Raw genomic sequence first — 22,846 nt, 5'->3', positions numbered from 1 at the left:
ACTTCCCAGCTCAAACAATGAAATACAGATGATCAACTCTGATACCCTGAGTGTATTTTTACTCATTGCTTCCATTCACTGCTCCATATTTATTTCATGCATTTAATTATCATTTTTAGATCCAGCAGTTCTTTAAAAGATTTTTGAAATAACCCTATAGAATATTTGAGTCCCGGATTGAGGAGACTACCTCATGAGTTTGAAATTTTTCAGAAAGTGGTGATCAGATTTGAGTTTCTCGGATGATCAGCTTATCTGTCTCCGATTTGAGGACGAACTAGGGTGTTTTGCTAAGGCTGCTGCTCCTCCTATTTATGAGACTGCTCCATTTTTCTTTGATACTTACGAAGATTATGCTGAAGCGGCTAATAATGAAAAGGAGCATTATGTCTATTCGAGGGGAACCAATCCTACCGTTCAGATTGCAGAGCAAATGATTGCTGCACTGGAAGGTGGGGCGGACTGCAAGTGCTTTGCTTCCGGAATGGCTGCTATCAGTGCGGCTCTAATGTGTAGTTTATCCGCCGGGGACCATCTGATTCTGGTCGGACACATATACGAAACCTCCGTCAGCCTAGCTAAATACTTATCGAAGTTCAATATAAATTATACAATTGTACATTCCACTTCTACGGAAGCAGTTGCTGATGCCATCAAACCGCAGACCCGTGCTATTCTTATGGAGTCTCCTACCTCATTCACATTCGATATGGTAAATATTCAGGAGGTAGCTTCGCTTTCCAAAGCGAAGGGCATCCGCACAATCATAGATAATTCATGGGCTACACCCCTTTTTCAAAAACCATTAGAATGGGGCGTAGATATCGTTGTTCACTCCGCATCCAAGTACTTGGGTGGTCATAATGATTTAATTGCAGGGGCAGTGATCGCTTCTAAAGAGATAATAAATCGTATGTATGCTGAAGAGTATGAGTTGATTGGCGGCTCGTTGGCCCCTTTTGAAGCATGGCTACTCATTCGGGGGCTAAGAACACTCCCGCTCCGAATGGAAGCCCATCAGAGAAATGCTCTGTTGGTTGCTCGTTTTCTATCAGATCATCCGGCCATTTCAAAAGTGAATCATCCCGGACTTCCTTCTCACCCACAACATGAGCTGGCATGTAGGCAACTCAAAGGGTATGCCGGATTATTCAGTTTTGAACTAAAAGATTCGGGTTATGAGGATATATGCAGAGTGATCAATAAACTGCGACTGATTCGGATCGGTGTATCTTGGGGGTCTATGGAGAGCCAGGTGATCTCACCAAACTACGGCTTCAATAAGCAGAGTCTAGAAAAACAACACATGCCCGAATCGCTTATCCGCCTAGCTGTAGGGCATGAGCCTGCTGAACTTCTGATACAGGATTTAGCTACAGCTTTAGGCTAAGCTAACTTTCAGGATTTTATCTAAAAAAGCGGAAGTAGCGGTTCCTCCAATACATAAAGAGCTTCTGCTTTTCTGATTTATGATGTTTATACCTGATCAACTTTGCGCTTTAAGTAGGAGATAAGAGAGTCTCAGTTGTTCCAGGTAAATCACCGTGTAGAAATACAAACTAGTAAATTGGAAAATATTACAACTTGCCTGATAGGTATACACGTGATAAATTATATATCCAGCCAGTTAAACGGCTGTTGACTTGATCTTTGAAAACTGAACAACGAGTGAGTAGGGATTTTGTTCACAAAATCCAACGCTGAAATTTTGGTACATGCCTTCCAGGCTGTATAAAATGGAAGCAAACAAGAGATATTTTTTATCTCGTCAGTTTCAAAATGAGCTTATCGCTCTTTCTATAAACCAACTTCGGTTGGTCTTTAATGGAGAGTTTGATCCTGGCTCAGGACGAACGCTGGCGGCGTGCCTAATACATGCAAGTCGAGCGAGGTTAGTTAGAAGCTTGCTTCTAACTAACCTAGCGGCGGACGGGTGAGTAACACGTAGGCAACCTGCCCACAAGACAGGGATAACTACCGGAAACGGTAGCTAATACCCGATACATCCTTTTCCTGCATGGGCGAAGGAGGAAAGACGGAGCAATCTGTCACTTGTGGATGGGCCTGCGGCGCATTAGCTAGTTGGTGGGGTAAAGGCCTACCAAGGCGACGATGCGTAGCCGACCTGAGAGGGTGATCGGCCACACTGGGACTGAGACACGGCCCAGACTCCTACGGGAGGCAGCAGTAGGGAATCTTCCGCAATGGGCGAAAGCCTGACGGAGCAACGCCGCGTGAGTGATGAAGGTTTTCGGATCGTAAAGCTCTGTTGCCAGGGAAGAACGTCTTGTAGAGTAACTGCTACAAGAGTGACGGTACCTGAGAAGAAAGCCCCGGCTAACTACGTGCCAGCAGCCGCGGTAATACGTAGGGGGCAAGCGTTGTCCGGAATTATTGGGCGTAAAGCGCGCGCAGGCGGCTCTTTAAGTCTGGTGTTTAATCCCGAGGCTCAACTTCGGGTCGCACTGGAAACTGGGGAGCTTGAGTGCAGAAGAGGAGAGTGGAATTCCACGTGTAGCGGTGAAATGCGTAGAGATGTGGAGGAACACCAGTGGCGAAGGCGACTCTCTGGGCTGTAACTGACGCTGAGGCGCGAAAGCGTGGGGAGCAAACAGGATTAGATACCCTGGTAGTCCACGCCGTAAACGATGAATGCTAGGTGTTAGGGGTTTCGATACCCTTGGTGCCGAAGTTAACACATTAAGCATTCCGCCTGGGGAGTACGGTCGCAAGACTGAAACTCAAAGGAATTGACGGGGACCCGCACAAGCAGTGGAGTATGTGGTTTAATTCGAAGCAACGCGAAGAACCTTACCAGGTCTTGACATCCCTCTGACCGCTGTAGAGATATGGCTTTCCTTCGGGACAGAGGAGACAGGTGGTGCATGGTTGTCGTCAGCTCGTGTCGTGAGATGTTGGGTTAAGTCCCGCAACGAGCGCAACCCTTATGCTTAGTTGCCAGCAGGTCAAGCTGGGCACTCTAAGCAGACTGCCGGTGACAAACCGGAGGAAGGTGGGGATGACGTCAAATCATCATGCCCCTTATGACCTGGGCTACACACGTACTACAATGGCCGGTACAACGGGAAGCGAAATCGCGAGGTGGAGCCAATCCTAGAAAAGCCGGTCTCAGTTCGGATTGTAGGCTGCAACTCGCCTACATGAAGTCGGAATTGCTAGTAATCGCGGATCAGCATGCCGCGGTGAATACGTTCCCGGGTCTTGTACACACCGCCCGTCACACCACGAGAGTTTACAACACCCGAAGTCGGTGGGGTAACCCGCAAGGGAGCCAGCCGCCGAAGGTGGGGTAGATGATTGGGGTGAAGTCGTAACAAGGTAGCCGTATCGGAAGGTGCGGCTGGATCACCTCCTTTCTATGGAGAATCGTTTCCTGCGATGGAAACATTCAAATTCGCAGGTACATGTACCTGCGACCGGATATTCAATTCGGTTCATCACATTCGTGTGAATGAAATGAATATCCTGAACTTACTCACTCGTTGCTCAGTTTTGAGAGCTCAAACTCTCAAGCTTCGACGAATACTTCATTCACACATCCGTGTGGAACCGAAATATTCATCGGGTTTCGCTTCGATGAAGCGAATTGCACCTTGAAAACTGGATACCGAAACGAAATTGCGTTTTAGAATATTCCTTTAAGCTGATCTTGTGTAAACAAGTGAAATAAAGGTAGCAGGTAAGGAAAGATCTTTTGCCTTTGGCAAAAATCATTCTTTATCGAACATCGACATTTTCTTTTATCAAAGAAAAATCTAGGTTAAGCTACAAAGAGCACACGGAGGATGCCTAGGCGCCAGGAGCCGACGAAGGACGTGGCGAACAACGATAAGGCCTCGGGGAGCTGTAAGCAAGCTTTGATCCGGGGATGTCCGAATGGGGAAACCCGGCTGTCTTCATCGACAGTCACTACTCACTGAATTCATAGGTGAGTGAGAGGCAGACCAGGGGAACTGAAACATCTAAGTACCCTGAGGAAGAGAAAACAATAGTGATTCCGTCAGTAGCGGCGAGCGAACGCGGATTAGCCCAAACCAAGGAGCTTGCTCCTTGGGGTTGTGGGACGTCTCACATGGAGTTACAAAGGAACCGGTTAGATGAAGAGGTCTGGAAAGGCCCGCCAGAGAAGGTAAAAGCCCTGTAGTTCAAAACTTGTTCCCTCCGAGACGGATCCCGAGTAGTGCGGGGCACGTGAAACCCCGTATGAATCCGGCAGGACCATCTGCCAAGGCTAAATACTCCCTGGCGACCGATAGTGAAGCAGTACCGTGAGGGAAAGGTGAAAAGCACCCCGGAAGGGGAGTGAAATAGATCCTGAAACCGTGTGCTTACAAGAAGTCAGAGCCCTATGATATTTTCCTTTGGAAAAATCACGGGTGATGGCGTGCCTTTTGTAGAATGAACCGGCGAGTTACGTTCCCGTGCAAGGTTAAGGTGAAGAGCTGAAGCCGCAGCGAAAGCGAGTCTGAATAGGGCGAATGAGTACGTGGACGTAGACCCGAAACCGGGTGATCTACCCCTGTCCAGGGTGAAGGTGCGGTAACACGCACTGGAGGCCCGAACCCACGCATGTTGAAAAATGCGGGGATGAGGTGGGGGTAGCGGAGAAATTCCAATCGAACCCGGAGATAGCTGGTTCTCCCCGAAATAGCTTTAGGGCTAGCCTCGGAAAGAAGAATCGTGGAGGTAGAGCACTGATTGGGTGCGGGGCCCGCAAGGGTTACCAAGCTCAGTCAAACTCCGAATGCCATAGATTTAGTTCCGGGAGTCAGACAGTGAGTGCTAAGATCCATTGTCGAAAGGGAAACAGCCCAGACCATCAGCTAAGGTCCCCAAGTGTGTGTTAAGTGGGAAAGGATGTGGAGTTGCACAGACAACCAGGATGTTGGCTTAGAAGCAGCCACCATTGAAAGAGTGCGTAATAGCTCACTGGTCGAGTGACTCTGCGCCGAAAATGTAACGGGGCTAAACACACCACCGAAGCTATGGCTTGATGCTTTGCATCAGGGGTAGGGGAGCGTTGAATGCGGGTTGAAGGTGTACCGTAAGGAGCGCTGGACTGCATTCAAGTGAGAATGCCGGTATGAGTAACGAAAAGATCTGTGAGAATCAGATCCGCCGAAAGCCTAAGGGTTCCTGAGGAAGGTTCGTCCGCTCAGGGTAAGTCGGGACCTAAGGCGAGGCCGATAGGCGTAGTCGAAGGACAACAGGTCGAAATTCCTGTACCACCGTAATCCGTTATGAGCGATGGGGTGACGCAGTAGGGTAGTGACGCGGACTGATGGATGTCCGTCTAAGCAGTGAGGCTGATGTGTAGGCAAATCCGCACATCGTTAAGGCTGGGCTGTGATGGGGAGCGAAAATTATAGTAGCGAAGGTCATGATCTCAGACTGCCAAGAAAAGCCTCTAGCCAGGAGAAGGTGCCCGTACCGCAAACCGACACAGGTAGGCGAGAAGAGAATTCTAAGGCGCGCGGAAGAACTCTCGTTAAGGAACTCGGCAAAATGACCCCGTAACTTCGGGAGAAGGGGTGCCTCGGTAGGGTGAATAGCCCGAGGGGGCCGCAGTGAAAAGGCCCAAGCGACTGTTTAGCAAAAACACAGGTCTGTGCGAAGCCGCAAGGCGAAGTATACGGGCTGACGCCTGCCCGGTGCTGGAAGGTTAAGGGGAGTGGTAAGCTCGCAAGAGCGAAGCTATGAACCGAAGCCCCAGTAAACGGCGGCCGTAACTATAACGGTCCTAAGGTAGCGAAATTCCTTGTCAGGTAAATTCTGACCCGCACGAATGGCGTAACGACTTGGGCGCTGTCTCAACGAGAGATCCGGTGAAATTTTAATACCTGTGAAGATGCAGGTTACCCGCGACAAGACGGAAAGACCCCATGGAGCTTTACTGCAGCTTGATATTGAATTTGGGTACGATCTGTACAGGATAGGTGGGAGCCGTCGAACTTTGAGCGCCAGCTTGAAGGGAGGCATCCTTGGGATACCACCCTGATCGTATCTAGGTTCTAACTTGGTACCGTAATCCGGTGCGAGGACAGTGTCAGGTGGGCAGTTTGACTGGGGCGGTCGCCTCCTAAAGAGTAACGGAGGCGCCCCAAGGTTCCCTCAGAATGGTTGGAAATCATTCGAAGAGTGCAAAGGCAGAAGGGAGCTTGACTGCGAGACCTACAAGTCGAGCAGGGACGAAAGTCGGGCTTAGTGATCCGGTGGTACCGCATGGAAGGGCCATCGCTCAACGGATAAAAGCTACCCTGGGGATAACAGGCTTATCTCCCCCAAGAGTCCACATCGACGGGGAGGTTTGGCACCTCGATGTCGGCTCATCGCATCCTGGGGCTGAAGTAGGTCCCAAGGGTTGGGCTGTTCGCCCATTAAAGCGGTACGCGAGCTGGGTTCAGAACGTCGTGAGACAGTTCGGTCCCTATCTGTCGTGGGCGTAGGAAATTTGAGAGGAGCTGTCCTTAGTACGAGAGGACCGGGATGGACGTACCGCTGGTGTACCAGTTGTTCCGCCAGGAGCACCGCTGGGTAGCTATGTACGGAAGGGATAAGCGCTGAAAGCATCTAAGCGTGAAGCCCCCCTCAAGATGAGATTTCCCAGTATGTAAGACCCCTTGAAGACGACGAGGTAGATAGGTTGGGGGTGGAAGTGCAGTAATGCATGGAGCTGACCAATACTAATCGGTCGAGGGCTTATCCTAAGAATAAAACGCAAATGAGTTTCGGATCCAGTTTTCAGGGTGTAACCTTGAACGTATGTACAAGTGACATACGACAAGCGCATGGCTATTCATTCACACGATATGTGGTGAACCGAATAACCGTACGGAAGAATTTGCGTAGCAAATTCATGTTTGGTGGCGATAGCGGAGGGGTTCCACACGTACCCATCCCGAACACGACCGTTAAGCCCTCCAGCGCCGATGGTACTTGGACTGCAGGGTCCTGGGAGAGTAGGACGTCGCCAAGCACGATAAAAGAGAGCACAGCCATAATGGGCTGTGCTCTCTTTTAACTTTTCGGAATTAGATATTTAAACAGTTTAATGAAAGGATATGGAAACTAAGAAGGAATAACATAGAAGTAACCTAGTCCTGACGAAAAGTAGGGTGACGTAGTTCTTACATTGAAATAACAAAAATGGAACATGTATAAAAATGCCTTGGTCATACCCTGCTGGATTAATGAACTCGTATCCCGTTTCTAAAGCTGTAGGGAATGTTCGCCATACAGACGCAAGTTTAATTGAAGAAATTCCTCTGAACTCAAAGTGAACTGTTAGCCTAAAGAGTGCTATTATATGTATGAGCATGGATATGTATTACGTCCATATCAAATAAAAGTAAGAATAGCAGAATACTGGATTATTATGCTTGTTCCTAAAGATATGTATCTGAAAGGTTTTAAGACATTTATTTTATGGGTGCTAACAAGGACAAAGTGAGAAATCAGCTTGCTAAAGCGACGATAAGTGAAGTATCTTTTATGAGGAGCACCTTTGTAACTTAATTTTTCATTATAAAATTCGTCATAAAAAGCGTGGCATCAGGTTGCATTTTAGAACTTTTGATCTTCTTCATTTACTTTGCATACATAAAATGAAAACTGGGTCTTCATATCGTGGAAAAAAAGGGTTTCCAAAATTAAGACAAGGAACACTGACTTTAGAAATGCTGAAAAAAGCCAACTTAGGCGGATATGAGAGAACCATTTATCGTATATGACATTTCCCATTTCTTCATAAATTACTACATCAACCTAGCTTTATTATTTTTAATCCTCAGTTAGCCCAAAGCATGATTGATGCTGAGTTTATGTTGTATAACATTTTTAGTGGCAGATACATTCATTTGGGTATAAAGAAAGAAGATAATTCGGACTTTTACGTTCCTGTTACTTTTTTGGAGCGTAAACCCCCTTATCAAGGAATGACTGTTGTTAAAATTGATGACATAGATATTGATTTTACCTGAACATTCAGATAACTTAGTGCAGACGAACAGTATGTGACCTACGAAGCGTACGAAATGATCCGGCAGTTGGGACTCCAGTGGCCTGCCACTCAGGCAGACGTTGCTCTCATTCGGGAGAACATTAAACACAATGATTGCTATGTGCTGGAAATTAACGGGGTCATTCAGGCTACTGTTAGCCATTCGAAAAATAAGCCCTTGATTTTATAATCGACTTGCCGTTTGTGATGTGGTTCGCTGTAGACCCGGCTGCACAGGCCAAGGGTACGGGAGAAAACGAATTGAGTAGAACACACGATTATTCGTGATCAGTTGGGTGCCCCTGCGGTGACACTGGCGACAGCGGAGAAGCATCCATATCTGCTATCCATGTACGAGCGTTGGGAATTCATTAAAAATTACAAACAATGCCTGATTTTTAGACAAAAGAGGGCATTGTTTGTGTATATAATATACTTATACATTATATCGACATACTTTAATTTACTTTTATATTTATATTGAAACAAAATCATTCATATATCGCATTTTTTCCTTATTAAAGGAATTTAAAAAAGATATTGACATTTTTCGAGTCCATATCTATTATATAAATAAAATATTTCTCATTTAATACTTAACATCGAAAAACATCCTGTATGACCTCAACAATTTCTCATTACATTCATCTATGATACTGAATTTTAGGTTCCAAGCCTGGAATTCCAGTATACCTCAAGTTTTTTTACACTTCCAAGTCTACTCACACATCTGACTTTTGATCTCAATCACACCACGAATGGAAACTCCATAACCAACTCATTTTTACATGTCGATTACTGTTTTTTGACAATCGGTTTTGTTGCTTTTTGCTACATCTATCTCTACAGCTATTGTCTTCATACATATGTACATTAACACCTGAATCGTAAAAACATTTTTGCTTTGCCACATCTTTGTGGGGAGGAAAGGGGTTTGATATGAATCGCATTGCTTTGGTTTTTCCTGGGCAAGGCTCTCAGTATGTAGGAATGGGGGCTACGTGGCATAGCGGCTTTGCAGAAGCGGATCGCTTGTTCGAAGAGGCTGCTGATATTTTGGGATATGATCTGAAAGCTTTATGCATGGCAGGTCCGATGACCCAGCTATCCAGAACATTCTATACTCAGCCCGCACTTCTCACGATCAGTGTCATTGCATTCCGGCGTTATATGCATGAAATCGGAATTATCCCTGAATTTTCAGCAGGTCATAGCCTGGGTGAATATTCAGCTCTGGTAAGTAGCGGTGTTCTATCCTTTAGCGACGCTTTACGACTGGTTCAAAAGCGAGGACGCATCATGGAAGAAGCCGCAGAGGCCGGTCTGGGCAGCATGATTGCCATTCGCGGAGCTGAGTTGAACGCCGTGGAAGAATTCTGTCGTCTGCACTCCCCAATCGATCAGCCTGCTGTTATTGCTTGTTACAATTCGCCTAATCAGTATGTCATCTCTGGTCATCATACATCGATAGCTATGGTAGCTGACAAGTTAGAACAGCGGGGGGCCCAAATTACTCGCTTGCAGGTCAGCGGCCCTTTTCATAGTCCGCTTATGCAGCATGCTGCGGACAGGCTGACCATCGAGCTGCAAAAATACACTTTCCATGAAGCGCAGTGGCCCGTGATCTCCAATGTGACCGCTCTGCCATACCCCGATGTTGACAGCATCCGTCAAGGATTGATTTTGCAAATGACTCACCCGGTTCGCTGGATTCAAACCATGCAGTATATGGAGAATCATGGCGTGGAACAAGGCATCGAGTTAGGTCCACGAACGGTGCTGAAAAATTTGGCGAAGGAAATAAGCACTACCATTGAATTGCTGTCCGTGGATAGAGACTTGGATCGCGTTGAACTGGAACGCCGCTTCTCAATCCGTGATTGGGTTGCTCGTTCCCTTTCACTGGCGGTATCTACCCCCAATGCCAATTGGAATGAAGATGATTATCGAAAGGGTGTTATTTTACCTGTTCAAAGACTGGAAGAATTACTTCGAAGCTCTGAATCAGGGAGCGGTTCACCTCCTGCTTTTGAGCAAAGACAGGAGATTTTGGAGTGTATTCGCCTGGTGTTGCAAACCAAACAGGTCTCCGAAGGAGAGCAGAAAGTAATGCTAGAGCAATTGAGGAGGGATCAGGATGGAACAGTTTCAAACTTTAATTGAAATCATTCATGACCGTGCAAGCCGGGATGAGAACGGAATCACCTTTATTTCTGGTGATAAACAAGAGGAATACGTATCCTACTGTAAACTTCTGGAGCAAGCATCACAGGTACTTTATGAATTACAGGAAAAAGGGATACAACCTGGCGATGAGCTGATCATGCAGATCGACGACAATCATACCTTTGTGAATGTATTTTGGGGTTGCCTACTCGGTGGAATCGTTCCTGTTCCTGTAAGCATAGGGAATAATGATGAGCATAAAATGAAATTGTTTAAAATCTGGAATACACTTTCCCGCCCTTATATGATTGCAGATGACAAGGTATTGGAGCAGTTGGAAAAATACTCGCACCAGCACGAACTGCTGGATTCCTTTGAGCCCGTTAAAAAAGCGACTTTTTCAAGCCATATATTCGATTTTTCCAATCAGAGTAAAGGTGTTGCCCATATACCCAAACCGGAGGATTTAGCTTTTATCCAATTTTCCTCAGGTTCTACAGGTGATCCCAAAGGAGTCATGCTGACGCATGAAAATTTGGTTTACAATATTCGGGATGTCGCAAATCAAACGGGCATGAGCTCCAAGGATGCTTATTTGGGCTGGATGCCGCTTACGCATGACCTGGGATTGATCGCATTTCATTTAACCTGTGTGATCGCTAATGCCAAGCAGTTGATTATGCCAACGGCACTTTTTATCAGACGCCCGTCTTTATGGCTAAAAAAAGTATCGGAGCATAAGGTGACTCAAATATGCTCTCCCAATTTTGGATATAAATTTTTTCTCGATCAGTATAAACCCGAAACAGCAGCTAACTGGGATTTGTCAAATGTCCGTATGATCTTAAATGGAGCGGAGCCCGTATCTGTGGAGCTTTGTGATGTGTTTATGGATGCAATGAGTGTTCACGGTTTGAATAAAAATGCGATGTTTCCTGTCTACGGATTGGCAGAGGCGAGTGTGGGAGTTTCCTCTCCACCTCTGGACAAAAGCACCTTTATACCCATTCATTTGAACCGGCAGCAGTTACACGTGGGTGAACCCATAGAAGAAGTGGACAAGTCCGACAAGCGGTGTCTTACTTTTGTGGATTTGGGGTATCCGTTGGCCAGTACCTCTGTCCGCATTTGCGATGAAAAAAATCAGGTGCTTGAAGATGGGGTGATTGGACACACACAGATCCGCGGCAAAAATGTGACATCCGGATACTATAACAATCCAGAGGCTACCGCGAAGGTCAAAACAGAGGATGGCTGGCTTATCACCGGCGATTTAGGGTTTATGCGGAACGGTCGCCTGACTATTACTGGTAGAGCCAAGGATATCATTTTCGTGAACGGACAGAATGTCTACCCGCATGACATCGAGAGGATTGCCGAGGAACTGGATGGTGTGGATCTCGGAAAAGTAGCCGTGTGCGGTGTACATGATACGCAAACGAGGCAGGATCGTATTATTGCCTTTGTGATGCACACGAAAAAGATAGAGCATTTTGTACCGCTTGTCCAAAAGCTGAAAAGTCATCTAAATTACCGGGGAGGTTGGCATATTCAGGATGTGGTTCCGATCCGGCGTATTCCTAAAACAACCAGTGGAAAGGTTCAGCGCTTCAAATTAGCCCAGAGTTATGAGCAGGGCGAATTTGATGAAATATTGACAGCACTGGCCGAGGCTACTCGAGTCATGCAAGCAGCTGAGCGTGTAGTCTTACCTCAAGGAGAGATAGAACAGAAGCTGATTGGAATCTGCCAGGATATTTTAAATGTAAAGTCGATCGGGACGGACGACAGCTACTTTGATATCGGAGTGACTTCCTTGCAGCTCGTTCAAATTGTGGACCTGTTGGAGGATCAATTAGGGATTCATATTGAGGTGACGGACTTCTTTTCCTATCCGACCATCGCCAAGCTTGCTGCATATATCTCTAGTCAGGGCATGAGCAGCGACCCGGCTGCAACAGCACAGTCCGAGACCAAGGAGGAAGCAAATGTCCGGGATATCGCCATCATCGGCATGTCAGGCAAGTTTCCTCAAGCGGAAACATTAGAGCAGTTTTGGGCGAATGTGGCATCAGGGGCTGACAATATCGGCCCGTACAGCGATGAAAGAAGAAAAGATGCCGAAGATTTCATTTCCCGTTTGAATACGGAAGGACGGAATATGCAAATTGCAGAAGGCGGCTATCTGGATGAAGTAGACAAGTTCGATTACTCCTTCTTTAAGCTGACTCCACGGGAAGCCTCACTCATGGACCCGAATCAACGGTTATTTCTACAAACAGCCTGGAGCACGATTGAGGATGCGGGGTATGGGGGTAAGCAACTGGCAGGCCGAAAGGTCGGCGTGTATGTCGGCTTCTCCAAAACCAGCTTCGAATACGAGCGTTTGTTGTCTGAGGTGGAACCGGGAGCGCTGCCGAACTTTGCCATTGGTAATTTATCATCCATTATTTCCAGCAGGATTGCATATTTGCTCGATCTAAAAGGTCCGGCGCTAACCATTGATACAGCATGCTCTTCATCCCTCGTGGCAGTGCATTTGGCCTGCAAGTCCATCCTTAGCGGAGACTGCGACATGGCCTTGGCAGGAGGAGTGAAAACGATTTTACTGCCGCTGAAAGCGGGCATTGGCATGGAATCCTCCGATGATCGAGCACGCGCCTTCGACGACCAGTCGGACGGAACGGGCTGGGGTGAAGGAGTTGGAGCCGTTTTACTGAAGCCGCTGCGCAAAGCGGAACAAGACGGTGACAACATTTTAGCCGTGATCAAGGGAAGTGCCATCAATCAGGACGGCAGCACGATTGGTATTTCCGCGCCGAATGCCCTCGCTCAGGCAGAAGTGATTTCGCAGGCGTGGCGTGATGCACGGATTGATCCTGAAACGATAAGTTATATCGAAGCACATGGCACCGGCACCAAGCTGGGTGATCCGGTTGAGATTGACGGCATTACCAAGGCTTTCCGCAAGCATACACAGCGTAAGCAGTTTGTGGCGATCAGCACGGTCAAAACGAATATCGGTCATTTATACGAAGCCGCCGGGATTGCGGGCTTGATCAAATCCGTATTGTCCATGAAGCACCAACAGATTGCGCCGCTCGTTCATTTTCGCACACCAAACCAAAAGATCCATTTTGAGGAATCCCCGGTATATGCCAATACGAGGCTTAGGGAATGGAAGACGGACGGTTTCCCCAGAAGAAGCGGCCTGAGTTCCTTTGGATTCAGCGGGACAAACTGCCATGTGGTGCTGGAGGAATATATAGCGAGGGCAGAATCAGACCAAGCCTCAACGGACAGCAATAATAGATCATCACCACTGCTGCTGACCCTGTCAGCGCGGAGTGAATCCGCTTTGCACGAGCTGGTCGGGCGGTACGCAGAACGGTTCGGATGTGCGGAAGAACTCGTGATGCAGGAGGTATGCTATACGGCTAACACAGGCAGAAGTCACCTGAATCACCGGATTGCTGTTACTGCCGCAGGGGCGGATGCGTTGAAGGCGAAGGTGCTTCAGTTACACGAACAAGGTAGAGTCGTCGAAGGTGTATACACCGGGAAAGCGGATAGCACAGGTGGCGCAGAGATGGTCACTGGAAGCTTGGACACGTTGCAATCACTGGAGCAACTGGCTGCCAAGTATGTGCAAGGAGCGCAGATCGATTGGAATGCCCTCTATGCAGGTAAGCACTATAAAAAGGTTTCTCTGCCTACGTATCCATTCGAACGGAAAAGATGCTGGATTAACGTACCCGAACAGGTTCGAACGGAACAGAAGGTACCAGTTCATGAAAACTCAAAAGCAAAGGAGTCTGGAATTATGGGGAACGAGTATTCAGCGCCAGCATCTACTACCGATCAGCACAAATCATCTATTCTTCAAAAGTTAGCGAAAATGATCGGTAACGTGTCCCAACTCAGTCTGGAGGAACTGGAGCCACAAACACATTTTCTGGAGCTTGGGCTGGATTCCATTAATTTGTCCCAGGTTCGCCACAGTATCAAGGATACCTTCGGACTGGACATTCCAATGAACGAATTTTTCGAATCGTTGACCACGCTGGAGCTGTTGGCCAGCTACGTAGCCGAGCGGGTCAGCATTTTCACTTCTGCTGAAACCCCGGTTCAATCTGTGGAAAATCGACCAGAAACAACTCTGAATCAGGTTGATCACGCAGCTTTCCCGCTAACCCAACCGTCTCATGAATCCGCTGTTCCGGCTGCGGCATCCGTTTATGCCATAGACACGGCTGGACAAACACGGGCTCAAAGCTTTCCAATCGCTACAGCTCCTGCGGCTGTAGAGCGAATTTTGGAGCAACAGCTACATCTGATGTCACAGCAGCTCGATGTTCTCCGGCATCAGCCATTTGCATCCGTAATAGCTTCCGAGGCATTTAACCCGGAAACGGGCGTTTTGCTACCGGCAAGTAGTGAAAGTGCGCAGATCATCCGTACCGAATCCAAGCAGAAAGTCGCGGCTGCATTAGCACCAGCACCATCCGTAAAGGCTGTTTTCAAGCAGACAGGCAATGAAGCCAAGCCGTATACGCCTTATAAAAAGCTGGATGTTAAAGCACGTGAATTGCTTTCGCTCCGTCAGGAACAACACCTACAAGAACTGATTGAACGCTACACGGCCCGTACGCGTAGCACCAAACAGTACACCCAGCAGTATCGCTCCGTATACGCCAATAACCGCAATGTGGCTGGTTTCCGGCCTGTTTTGAAGGAAATGGTGTATCAAATTGTATCCCAACGCGCCGATGGTTCAAAAATTTGGGATCTGGACGGCAATGAATATGTCGACTTGACGATGGGCTTTGGTGTGAATCTGTTCGGACACAATCCAGCCTTTATTCGTGAAGAAATTGAAGAAGAGCTGAAGAACGGCATGTGTGTCGGCCCCATGTCCAACATGGCCGGACAGGTCGCCGAGCGAATATGCAAGATGACCGGCGTGGAACGGATTGCCCTGTATAATTCCGGCACGGAAGCCGTCATGGTCGCGCTCCGTTTGGCACGTGCTGCCACTGGACGAGCTAAAGTCGTCATTTTTGCTGGCTCGTATCACGGTACATTCGACGGGGTGCTGGCACTGGGGAGCGCGGGTGATGACAAGGAGCATTCGACACCTCTAGCTCCAGGTATCTTGCAGCATATGGTGGACGATGTCGTCGTGCTTCATTATGGGGCGGACGATTCTCTGGATTATATCCGCACCCATGCGCATGAACTGGCCGCGGTTATCGTGGAGCCGGTACAAAGCCGCCGACCAGATTTTCAGCCTAAAGCCTTTTTGCAGGAAATTCGCCAGATAACGGAGCAGTCGGGTACTGCCTTCATTTTTGATGAAGTCATCACAGGCTTCCGGATTCAGCCCGGAGGAGCCCAAGCGTGGTTTGGGGTACAAGCCGACCTCGTAACCTACGGTAAAATCATTGGCGGCGGGCTGCCCATCGGCATCGTAGCCGGAAAAGCCGCCTTTATGAACGGGATCGACGGAGGCACGTGGAGCTTCGGGGATGATTCCTATCCGCAGCATGAGCAGCAGCGAACCTTTGTGGCAGGAACCTTCTGCCATCATCCGCTGGCAATGGCTGCATCCTTAGCGGTGCTGGATCATTTGGAGAAGCATGGCGAGCAACTGCAAAATCGCTTGAACAGCCGCACCTCGGCGTTAGCAGCGGAGCTGAACAGCTATTTCACTGACGAACGCGTACCTATGAAGGTCGTTCACTTTGGCTCCCTATTCCGCTTCGTGCTCAAAGGCGATCTGGAGCTGTTCTTCTATCACATGCTGGACAAAGGCATCTATATCTGGGAGGGACGAAACTGCTTCTTGTCTACGGCCCATACCGAGGAAGATATTGCGCGAATCGTACAAGCGGTCAAGGATAGCGTGAACGAGCTGCGTAAAGGGGGATTTTTATCGGACCCGCCCCCGAATGGAAACGGCCCGGGGCCGGGAAAGCAACCTGTACCTGTAACCGTACCTCCAGAGGCTGAAGCAGCAGAAACTGTTATTGCGTTAACTCCAGAGCAAAAGCAGCTTTGGTTCGCTTCTGTTTCAGATCGAAGTGACTCTCAATCTTTACACGAAACCGCCTTGTTGCGGTTTCGTGGTCCACTTCAGCAGCAGGCGTTCAACCAAGCTGTCCAGACCATTGTAAACCGTCATGAAGCCTTACATATCTTTATGAGCGGCGATGGGGAAACTCAGGTGTTCGCTCCTGTGGTGAAAGCGGAAATCCCACTTCATGATTTTACCAGTTATCGCCCAGATGAACAGGAACAACATATCTGGGCATGGATGATCAAGGACAGTGAAACCCCATTTGCCATGACGCCAGGCGAGCCATTATTCCGGATTCATCTGCTGAAAATATCGAATGAAGAGCATCTGGGTGTTTTTACGTTTCATCATTTTATCGCGGATGGCTGGTCAATCAGTGTATTCATTCAGGAACTGGAACACATCTATTCTGCGCTAGTTCGACATGCTGCCTACAACCTTCCCGATCCAGTACCTTTTCGGAATTACGTTGTTTGGCAGCAGGATCAATTGAAAGCCGGGAAAGATGAGGCCCTAGCTTTTTGGTCGGCAGTGCTAGAAAAGCAGCAGCCTGTTCTCCATTTGCCATCTCCGGTGAGGGGAATACAGATTCCGTCTTCCAGAGGAAGCAGACATACCGTAATGCTCGAAGCGCCGCTCGTTAAACAATTGAGATCCGCCAGCATAAAGCTAGGCAGCAGTCTTTTTATAACGCTGCTATCCGCCTTTCAGATTTTTCTACATCGGCTGACAGGGCAGCAGGAAGTAACGGTGGGGGTTCCCACCGCAGGACAATCCCATATGGACGCCTTCTCTCTGATCGGCAACTGTGTCAACTTGCTTCCGATGATCAGCGAAGTGCGTCCTGATGCTACTTTTACGGAGCATGTCCAAACAGTCAAAAAGCGCATGAATGAACTGGATAGCTTCCAAAAGTACAGCTTTGCGGGACTCGCTCAGCTGGGGCTGAGGCATTTGCCTGTCATTAACGCTGTATTCAATATGGATCGACCGATTCCGCGTTTTCAATTCCATGAACTGGAAGTGGAACTCATTGAGAATGAGGTATCATTCAGCAAATACGAGTTGTTTTTGAACGTGACAGAGGCGCAGCAACAATTACGTCTTGATTTCGACTACAATTCGGATCTTTTTCAGCCAAACATTATCGAAGCCTGGTCAGGATATTTCCTGAATCTGCTGTATTCCATTGTAGAGGAAGAAGGGGCCCGCGTTTCCGCGCTGACTTTACTCCGTGCGTCGGAGAACGAACAACTTCGAACTGCATGGGCAGCAAATACCGACGCCAACGGAAACTATCTTTGCGTCCTCGATGCCTACAAGCATTTGGCACCTGTTGGGACAGCAGGGGAGGTGTATCAAGCCTCAGGAGCAGGCCTGTTGGGAACGACCCAAGAATGGGCTTACGTAGAAAACGATGGCAAGCTGCGACATATTGGCAATTTGAATCGGACTATCCACATTCGCGGACATCGGGTTAATTTGGGGCAGTTGGAGAAACACCTGCTGCAAACTTTCCGATTGGAGTCCTGCGTCATTACACCGCAAACGGACGAAGCTGGAAAAGTCTCATATATAACCGCCTATGTGGTCGCAAACGCATCGAAGCCATGGGAAGAAGACGCACTGAAAAAGGCTGCAATCGAAATTCTTCCAGATTATACGCAGCCCCGTTTTTGGATTCCTATGGATCATATTCCTCTTCTGCCGGATGGTCAGCCTGATCTACAGGCTTTGCCAGAGCCGGGACAAGCAAGTGTATTGACTAAAACAGACACCGCTCCTGAGAACCACGGCGTAGAAGATCAACTCGTGAACATTTGGATGGACGTTCTGAATGTAACAGATATCAGCGATGACGATAATTTTTTTCAACTGGGTGGTGATTCACTAAAAGCGACGGTCATTCTGTCGAGAGTCAATAAGGAATTGGGTGTACACATTCCACTCAGCCACATTTTTGAGCTGCAAACGATTGCTGAGCTGGCTACATACATTGCGGGTGGAACAAAGAAGAACTATGAACCGATTGTATCTGTGAAATCGCAAGCCTTCTATCCGGTATCTTCTTCCCAAAAGAGAATGTACGTGCTGGATCAGCTGGGAGGTGGAAAGGCCTATCATGTACCAGGTCAGCTTTTCATAGAGGGAGATCTGGAGGTTCCCCGCTTCATTGAAGCCGTTAGGGAAGTTATTTTGCGTCATGAATCCTTTAGGACGTATTTCGATCTGGAAGACGGGGAAGTGGTACAAAAAGTTCGGGACACGATTCCATTCGACATTCCATATACCCGTATTTCCAAGGAAGAAGCAAAACAGGCTCGGACCTTGTTTGTTCAGCCTTTTCATCTGGGAACAGCTCCTTTATTCCGCGCCGAACTGTACGAATTTATCAAAGGTGGCTTCAATCTGCTAGTGGATATGCATCACATCGTGTCCGATGGTTTCTCCATGGCCGTGCTGCTAGATGAAATCATTCAACGGTATCAGGGCAGACAGCTTGCGAACATTCAGCTTCATTACAAAGACTTTGTTGCTTGGCAGAAGCAGCAGATCACTGACGACGCATTGCAAGCGCATGAATCATATTGGCTCCAGACCTTGAAGGGTGAGCTTCCTGTACTAAATATGCCTACGGACTTTTCGCGTCCACAAGCACAAAGCTTTGAAGGTGACAGCTTGACCGTCACCTTGGAATCCAAACTTACTAACACACTCTACAAATTGGCCCAAGATACCGAATCTACGATCTTTATGGTACTTTTGGCGGCTTATAATGTCCTGCTGGGCAAATATACTGGCCAAGAGGACATTATCGTGGGTACACCTGTTGCCGGAAGACGGCATGTGGATACGCAAGCGATGATTGGCATGTTCGTCAATACGCTGGTTCTTCGCAATCAGCCGCGATCTTCTTTAACGTTCCAATCCTTTTTGCAGGAGGTTAAGCAAAACTCGCTGCTGGCACTGGAGCATCAGGAATACCCGTTTGATGAGCTTGTAGACAAACTGGAACTGGTGCGCGACGTAAGTCGAAACCCGGTGTTCGATACGATGTTCAGTTTGCAAAATGTCGGCACAGATGTTTTGGAAACAGGAGGCATTCGTTTTAAACCGGAAGAATTCAACGCGGGTATATCCAAGGTGGATTTTTCATTGCATGTGACCGAGGAAAAAGAATGTTTGTCCTTCACTTTGGAGTATGGCACAAAGCTGTTTAAACCGGAGACCATCCGACGGATGGGAGAGCATTTTGTGCGAATTTTGGAAACGGTGACGCAGGATGTCGGGGTGCGGTTGGCCGATATTACGATCGTATCTGATGAAGAGAAGCAATTACTGCTAACCGAATTTAATCATACCGTCGTACCTTTCCCGCACCATGAGACAGTTCACAGGCAGTTTGAAAAGCAGGTCGTACAGACGCCGGGTCATATAGCATTGGCGTTCGGAAATCAGCGTCTGACCTACCGGGACTTGAACGAACGTGCTAACTCACTGGCACGGATACTTCAAGCGAATGGTGTAGGACCCGATAAGCTAGTCGGCCTGATGGTGCAGCGTTCGGCGGAAATGATTATCGGTCTGCTCGCCGTGCTAAAAGCGGGTGGCGCTTATGTGCCTATCGATCCTGAATATCCGTCAGCCCGTATTGAGTATATGCTGAGTGACAGTGAGGCTGCCGTGCTCCTGACCAGTCGCGATCTGGTAGGAGAACACCATTACAGCGCCAACACCCTGTTTATCGAAGATGAGGAAGTATATCAAGGAGAAAGGACCAATCTGGAAGCCACTGCTCAGCCGGAGCATCTGGCTTACGTCATCTATACTTCTGGCTCAACCGGAAATCCGAAAGGAGTTATGCTCCAGCATCGCTCGGTGCTGAATTTTATTACAGGAATGCGTGAAGTGATTGACTTTGCAGCGAACAAAACGATTTTATCGCTAACCACTATTTCGTTCGATATTTTCGTTTTGGAAGCGATTCTGCCGCTGCTAGGCGGAATGACCGTCGTGCTAGGCGACCGCCATCATCAGGTCGATCCTCAGGCACTTGGCGAACTGATTACTGCACATCATATTGACATGCTGCAAATGACGCCATCGCGGCTGCACATGCTGCTGAGTCATGAGGAAGGCTCCCGTGCGCTGCAAGGTCTACAGGAAATTATGGTTGGGGGAGAAGCGCTTCCACCCAGGCTGCTGGAGGCATTGCAGAAATTGAATGGCCCCCGTATTTATAACATGTACGGACCTACGGAAACGACGGTTTGGTCGGCAGTGCAGGAACTTACCCATGCCAATCAGATTGACATTGGACGCCCCATTGCGAATACGCAAATTTACGTCATGGATGCGCAGGACAGATTACAGCCAATCGGTATACCGGGTGAGCTATGCATTGCAGGAGAAGGGCTGGCGCGTGGCTATTGGAACCGCGAGGATTTGACGGCAGAAAAATTTGTGGATAATCCATTTTCAATAGGGACACGAATGTACAGAACGGGTGACCTCGTTCGCTGGAAAGCAGATGGAAATCTGGAGTTTATCGGCCGAATCGACCATCAGGTGAAAGTACGTGGATTCCGGATCGAACTGGGTGAGGTTGAAAATGCTTTGATGAGCCATTCTGCAATTCAAGAGGCTGTCGTCACTGTATATCAAAACAAAGAGCAAGAATCCGTCTTGTGTGCCTACATTGTATTGCATACAGAAGAAACACCAAGCTTAACGGTCATTCATGAACATGCCGCCAAGTTGCTCCCGTATTATTCGGTTCCGTCTTACTTCGTGTTTCTGGATCGGATACCGTTGACACCGAACGGAAAAACCGACCGAAAAGCATTGCCGGAGCCTGAAAAGCTATTCCGACCGGATGTGGCCTATGTAGCGCCGCGAAATGATGTGGAAGAAGCTTTGGCCGCCGTATGGCAAGATGTTTTGGGACGCGATCAGGTGGGCATTCAGGATAACTTTTTTCTGCTCGGAGGCGACTCGATTAAAGCAGTTCAAGTCATCGCACGCATGCGTCTCCACGGGTATTTGCTGGATATCCGACACGTACTGGAGCATCCGTCCATTGAAATCCTGAGCGGCTATGCAGAAACATTGTCCCGTCCGATAGAGCAAGGTCCGATAGATGGAGAAGTACCACTGACACCGATACAACGACATCTACTCGATGGGTTTGAACGGCATCCAGCATCCGAGGCACTTCCTGCCGCAATGTCGGTACTGCTGTTGGCAAAGTCGGGCTTTGACGAGCAGCCATTGCGAGCCGCATTGAAGAAAATCGTAGAGCACCACGATGCTCTGCGCCTTGGCTTATTACAACAGGCTGACGAGTCGGTTACGCAAGCTCACAAAGGACTGCATGAACAGCTAATCACGCTGGAGGTACTGTCGCTTACGGGAACGGAAAGCGAAGCACGCAGCCAGATGGAAGCTGAATGTCAACGGATTCAAAGCAGCCTGCGGCTGTTTGAAGGACCACGAGTTCGGGCAGGGCTTTTCCGTCTGGATAGCGGAGATCATCTTTTCCTTGCTGTAGACCCACTAGTGGCTGACGCCATTTCATGGAATATTTTGCTCGAAGATCTGGCAACAGGCTACGGACAAGCTCTGGATGGGGAAACGATTGTTTTACCGGACAAAACGAACGCTTACCAAACGTGGGCAGAGCATCTTGAACATTATGCGAATAGTAAAGAGCTGCTCAAGGAGCAGGACTATTGGAACAAGATAGAGTTGTCAGAGTGGAGAACGCTTCCCAAAGACCATGAAGTCATTACGGATTCTGGATCGGAGAGACAAACACATCAGCTCCACCTGCAATTATCAACTGACGAAACCCAGCATCTGATGACACAGGTCAATCATGCCTATAATACCGTGCCGGAGGAAGTACTGCTGTCCGTACTGGGGCAAACAGTGTCCGAATGGTCAGGACAAGAACGGATTGCACTATACGTGGAGAACCCTGGCCGAGAGCAGGCTGAAACAAATTCGCTGGATATCTCCAGAACGGTAGGGCAGTTTACGTCCGTGTATCCAGTTGTACTGGACATCAAATCTGCGGATGATATAGCGCTGTTGCTCAAGCGTGTGAAGGAAACGGTTCGGCAGGTTCCAAATCACGGATTGGGCTACGGTGCATTGAGATATCTGACCGAAGCCAGCAATCCAACGGATTCTAAACGTTTTCGTCATCCGGAAATTGGTTTCCGTTATATAGACTCCCCACACCCGGAATCGGTTTATTTTTCAATATCGCCGCTGCAAGCTGAAATTGGACCAGGTACCAAGGATGTGAGTAATGGTTCATCTTATGCTCTTTATATGGATAGCCGGTTGGAGGACGGAAAATTAAGTATCCGTATATCCTATGACAGGAATGCATATGAAGAGCGCACGGTCAAACAACTTTTCTCCCGCTTCGAAACACACCTGTTGAATACCATTCGTCATTGCCTTAATCAGTCCGGTCAGGAACTGACACCAACAGACGTAGGGGCAGATGATCTGGATTTGGAAGAGTTCGAAGAGATGAAGCATTTTTATGAAAGCCTATAAATATTCGA

General features: G+C 48.2%; 4 protein-coding genes and 3 rRNA genes. All 7 read left to right on the top strand.

Annotated features, from left to right (window positions below):
- Positions 1 to 229: 229 nt before the first annotated feature.
- The 7 genes from ACEN8J_RS10515 to ACEN8J_RS10485 all read left to right on the top strand — a co-directional run bounded on the left by ACEN8J_RS10515 (position 230) and on the right by ACEN8J_RS10485 (position 22,838).
- On the top strand, positions 230 to 1,390 hold the full coding sequence (locus tag ACEN8J_RS10515; protein WP_340932170.1) for a trans-sulfuration enzyme family protein: 1,161 nt from the start codon (positions 230 to 232) through the stop codon (positions 1,388 to 1,390).
- 431 nt (positions 1,391 to 1,821) lie between these two features.
- A 16S ribosomal RNA gene (locus ACEN8J_RS10510) occupies positions 1,822 to 3,377 on the top strand.
- 402 nt (positions 3,378 to 3,779) lie between these two features.
- Positions 3,780 to 6,728 (top strand): 23S ribosomal RNA (locus ACEN8J_RS10505).
- A gap of 152 nt (positions 6,729 to 6,880) precedes the next feature.
- A 5S ribosomal RNA gene (rrf, locus tag ACEN8J_RS10500) occupies positions 6,881 to 6,997 on the top strand.
- The 16S, 23S and 5S rRNA genes sit together here, the layout of an rRNA operon.
- 1,036 nt (positions 6,998 to 8,033) lie before the next feature.
- The gene (locus tag ACEN8J_RS10495; RefSeq protein WP_238438043.1) at positions 8,034 to 8,210 is read left to right on the top strand and encodes a GNAT family acetyltransferase; all 177 of its coding nucleotides are present in this window, start codon (positions 8,034 to 8,036) and stop codon (positions 8,208 to 8,210) included.
- 749 nt (positions 8,211 to 8,959) lie between these two features.
- Positions 8,960 to 10,183, top strand: coding sequence for an ACP S-malonyltransferase (gene fabD, locus ACEN8J_RS10490; protein WP_069012384.1), 1,224 nt, complete (start codon positions 8,960 to 8,962; stop codon positions 10,181 to 10,183).
- Positions 10,158 to 22,838, top strand: coding sequence for a non-ribosomal peptide synthetase/type I polyketide synthase (locus tag ACEN8J_RS10485; RefSeq protein ID WP_495594476.1), 12,681 nt, complete (start codon positions 10,158 to 10,160; stop codon positions 22,836 to 22,838). Before fabD ends, ACEN8J_RS10485 begins: the two co-directional genes overlap by 26 nt.
- Positions 22,839 to 22,846 lie beyond the last annotated feature (8 nt).

This window comes from Paenibacillus sp. Paensp38, from assembly GCF_059491915.1.
Note: the sequence above shows the minus strand (reverse complement) of the source record. Positions and strands in the feature narration are given on the sequence as shown.

What these genes read in the sequence shown, in the direction of transcription:
- fabD (WP_069012384.1), top strand. Translation starts at nt 8,960, where the DNA reads ATGAATCGCATTGCTTTGGTTTTTCCTGGGCAAGGCTCTCAGTATGTA.
- ACEN8J_RS10485 (WP_495594476.1), top strand. Translation starts at nt 10,158, where the DNA reads ATGGAACAGTTTCAAACTTTAATTGAAATCATTCATGACCGTGCAAGC.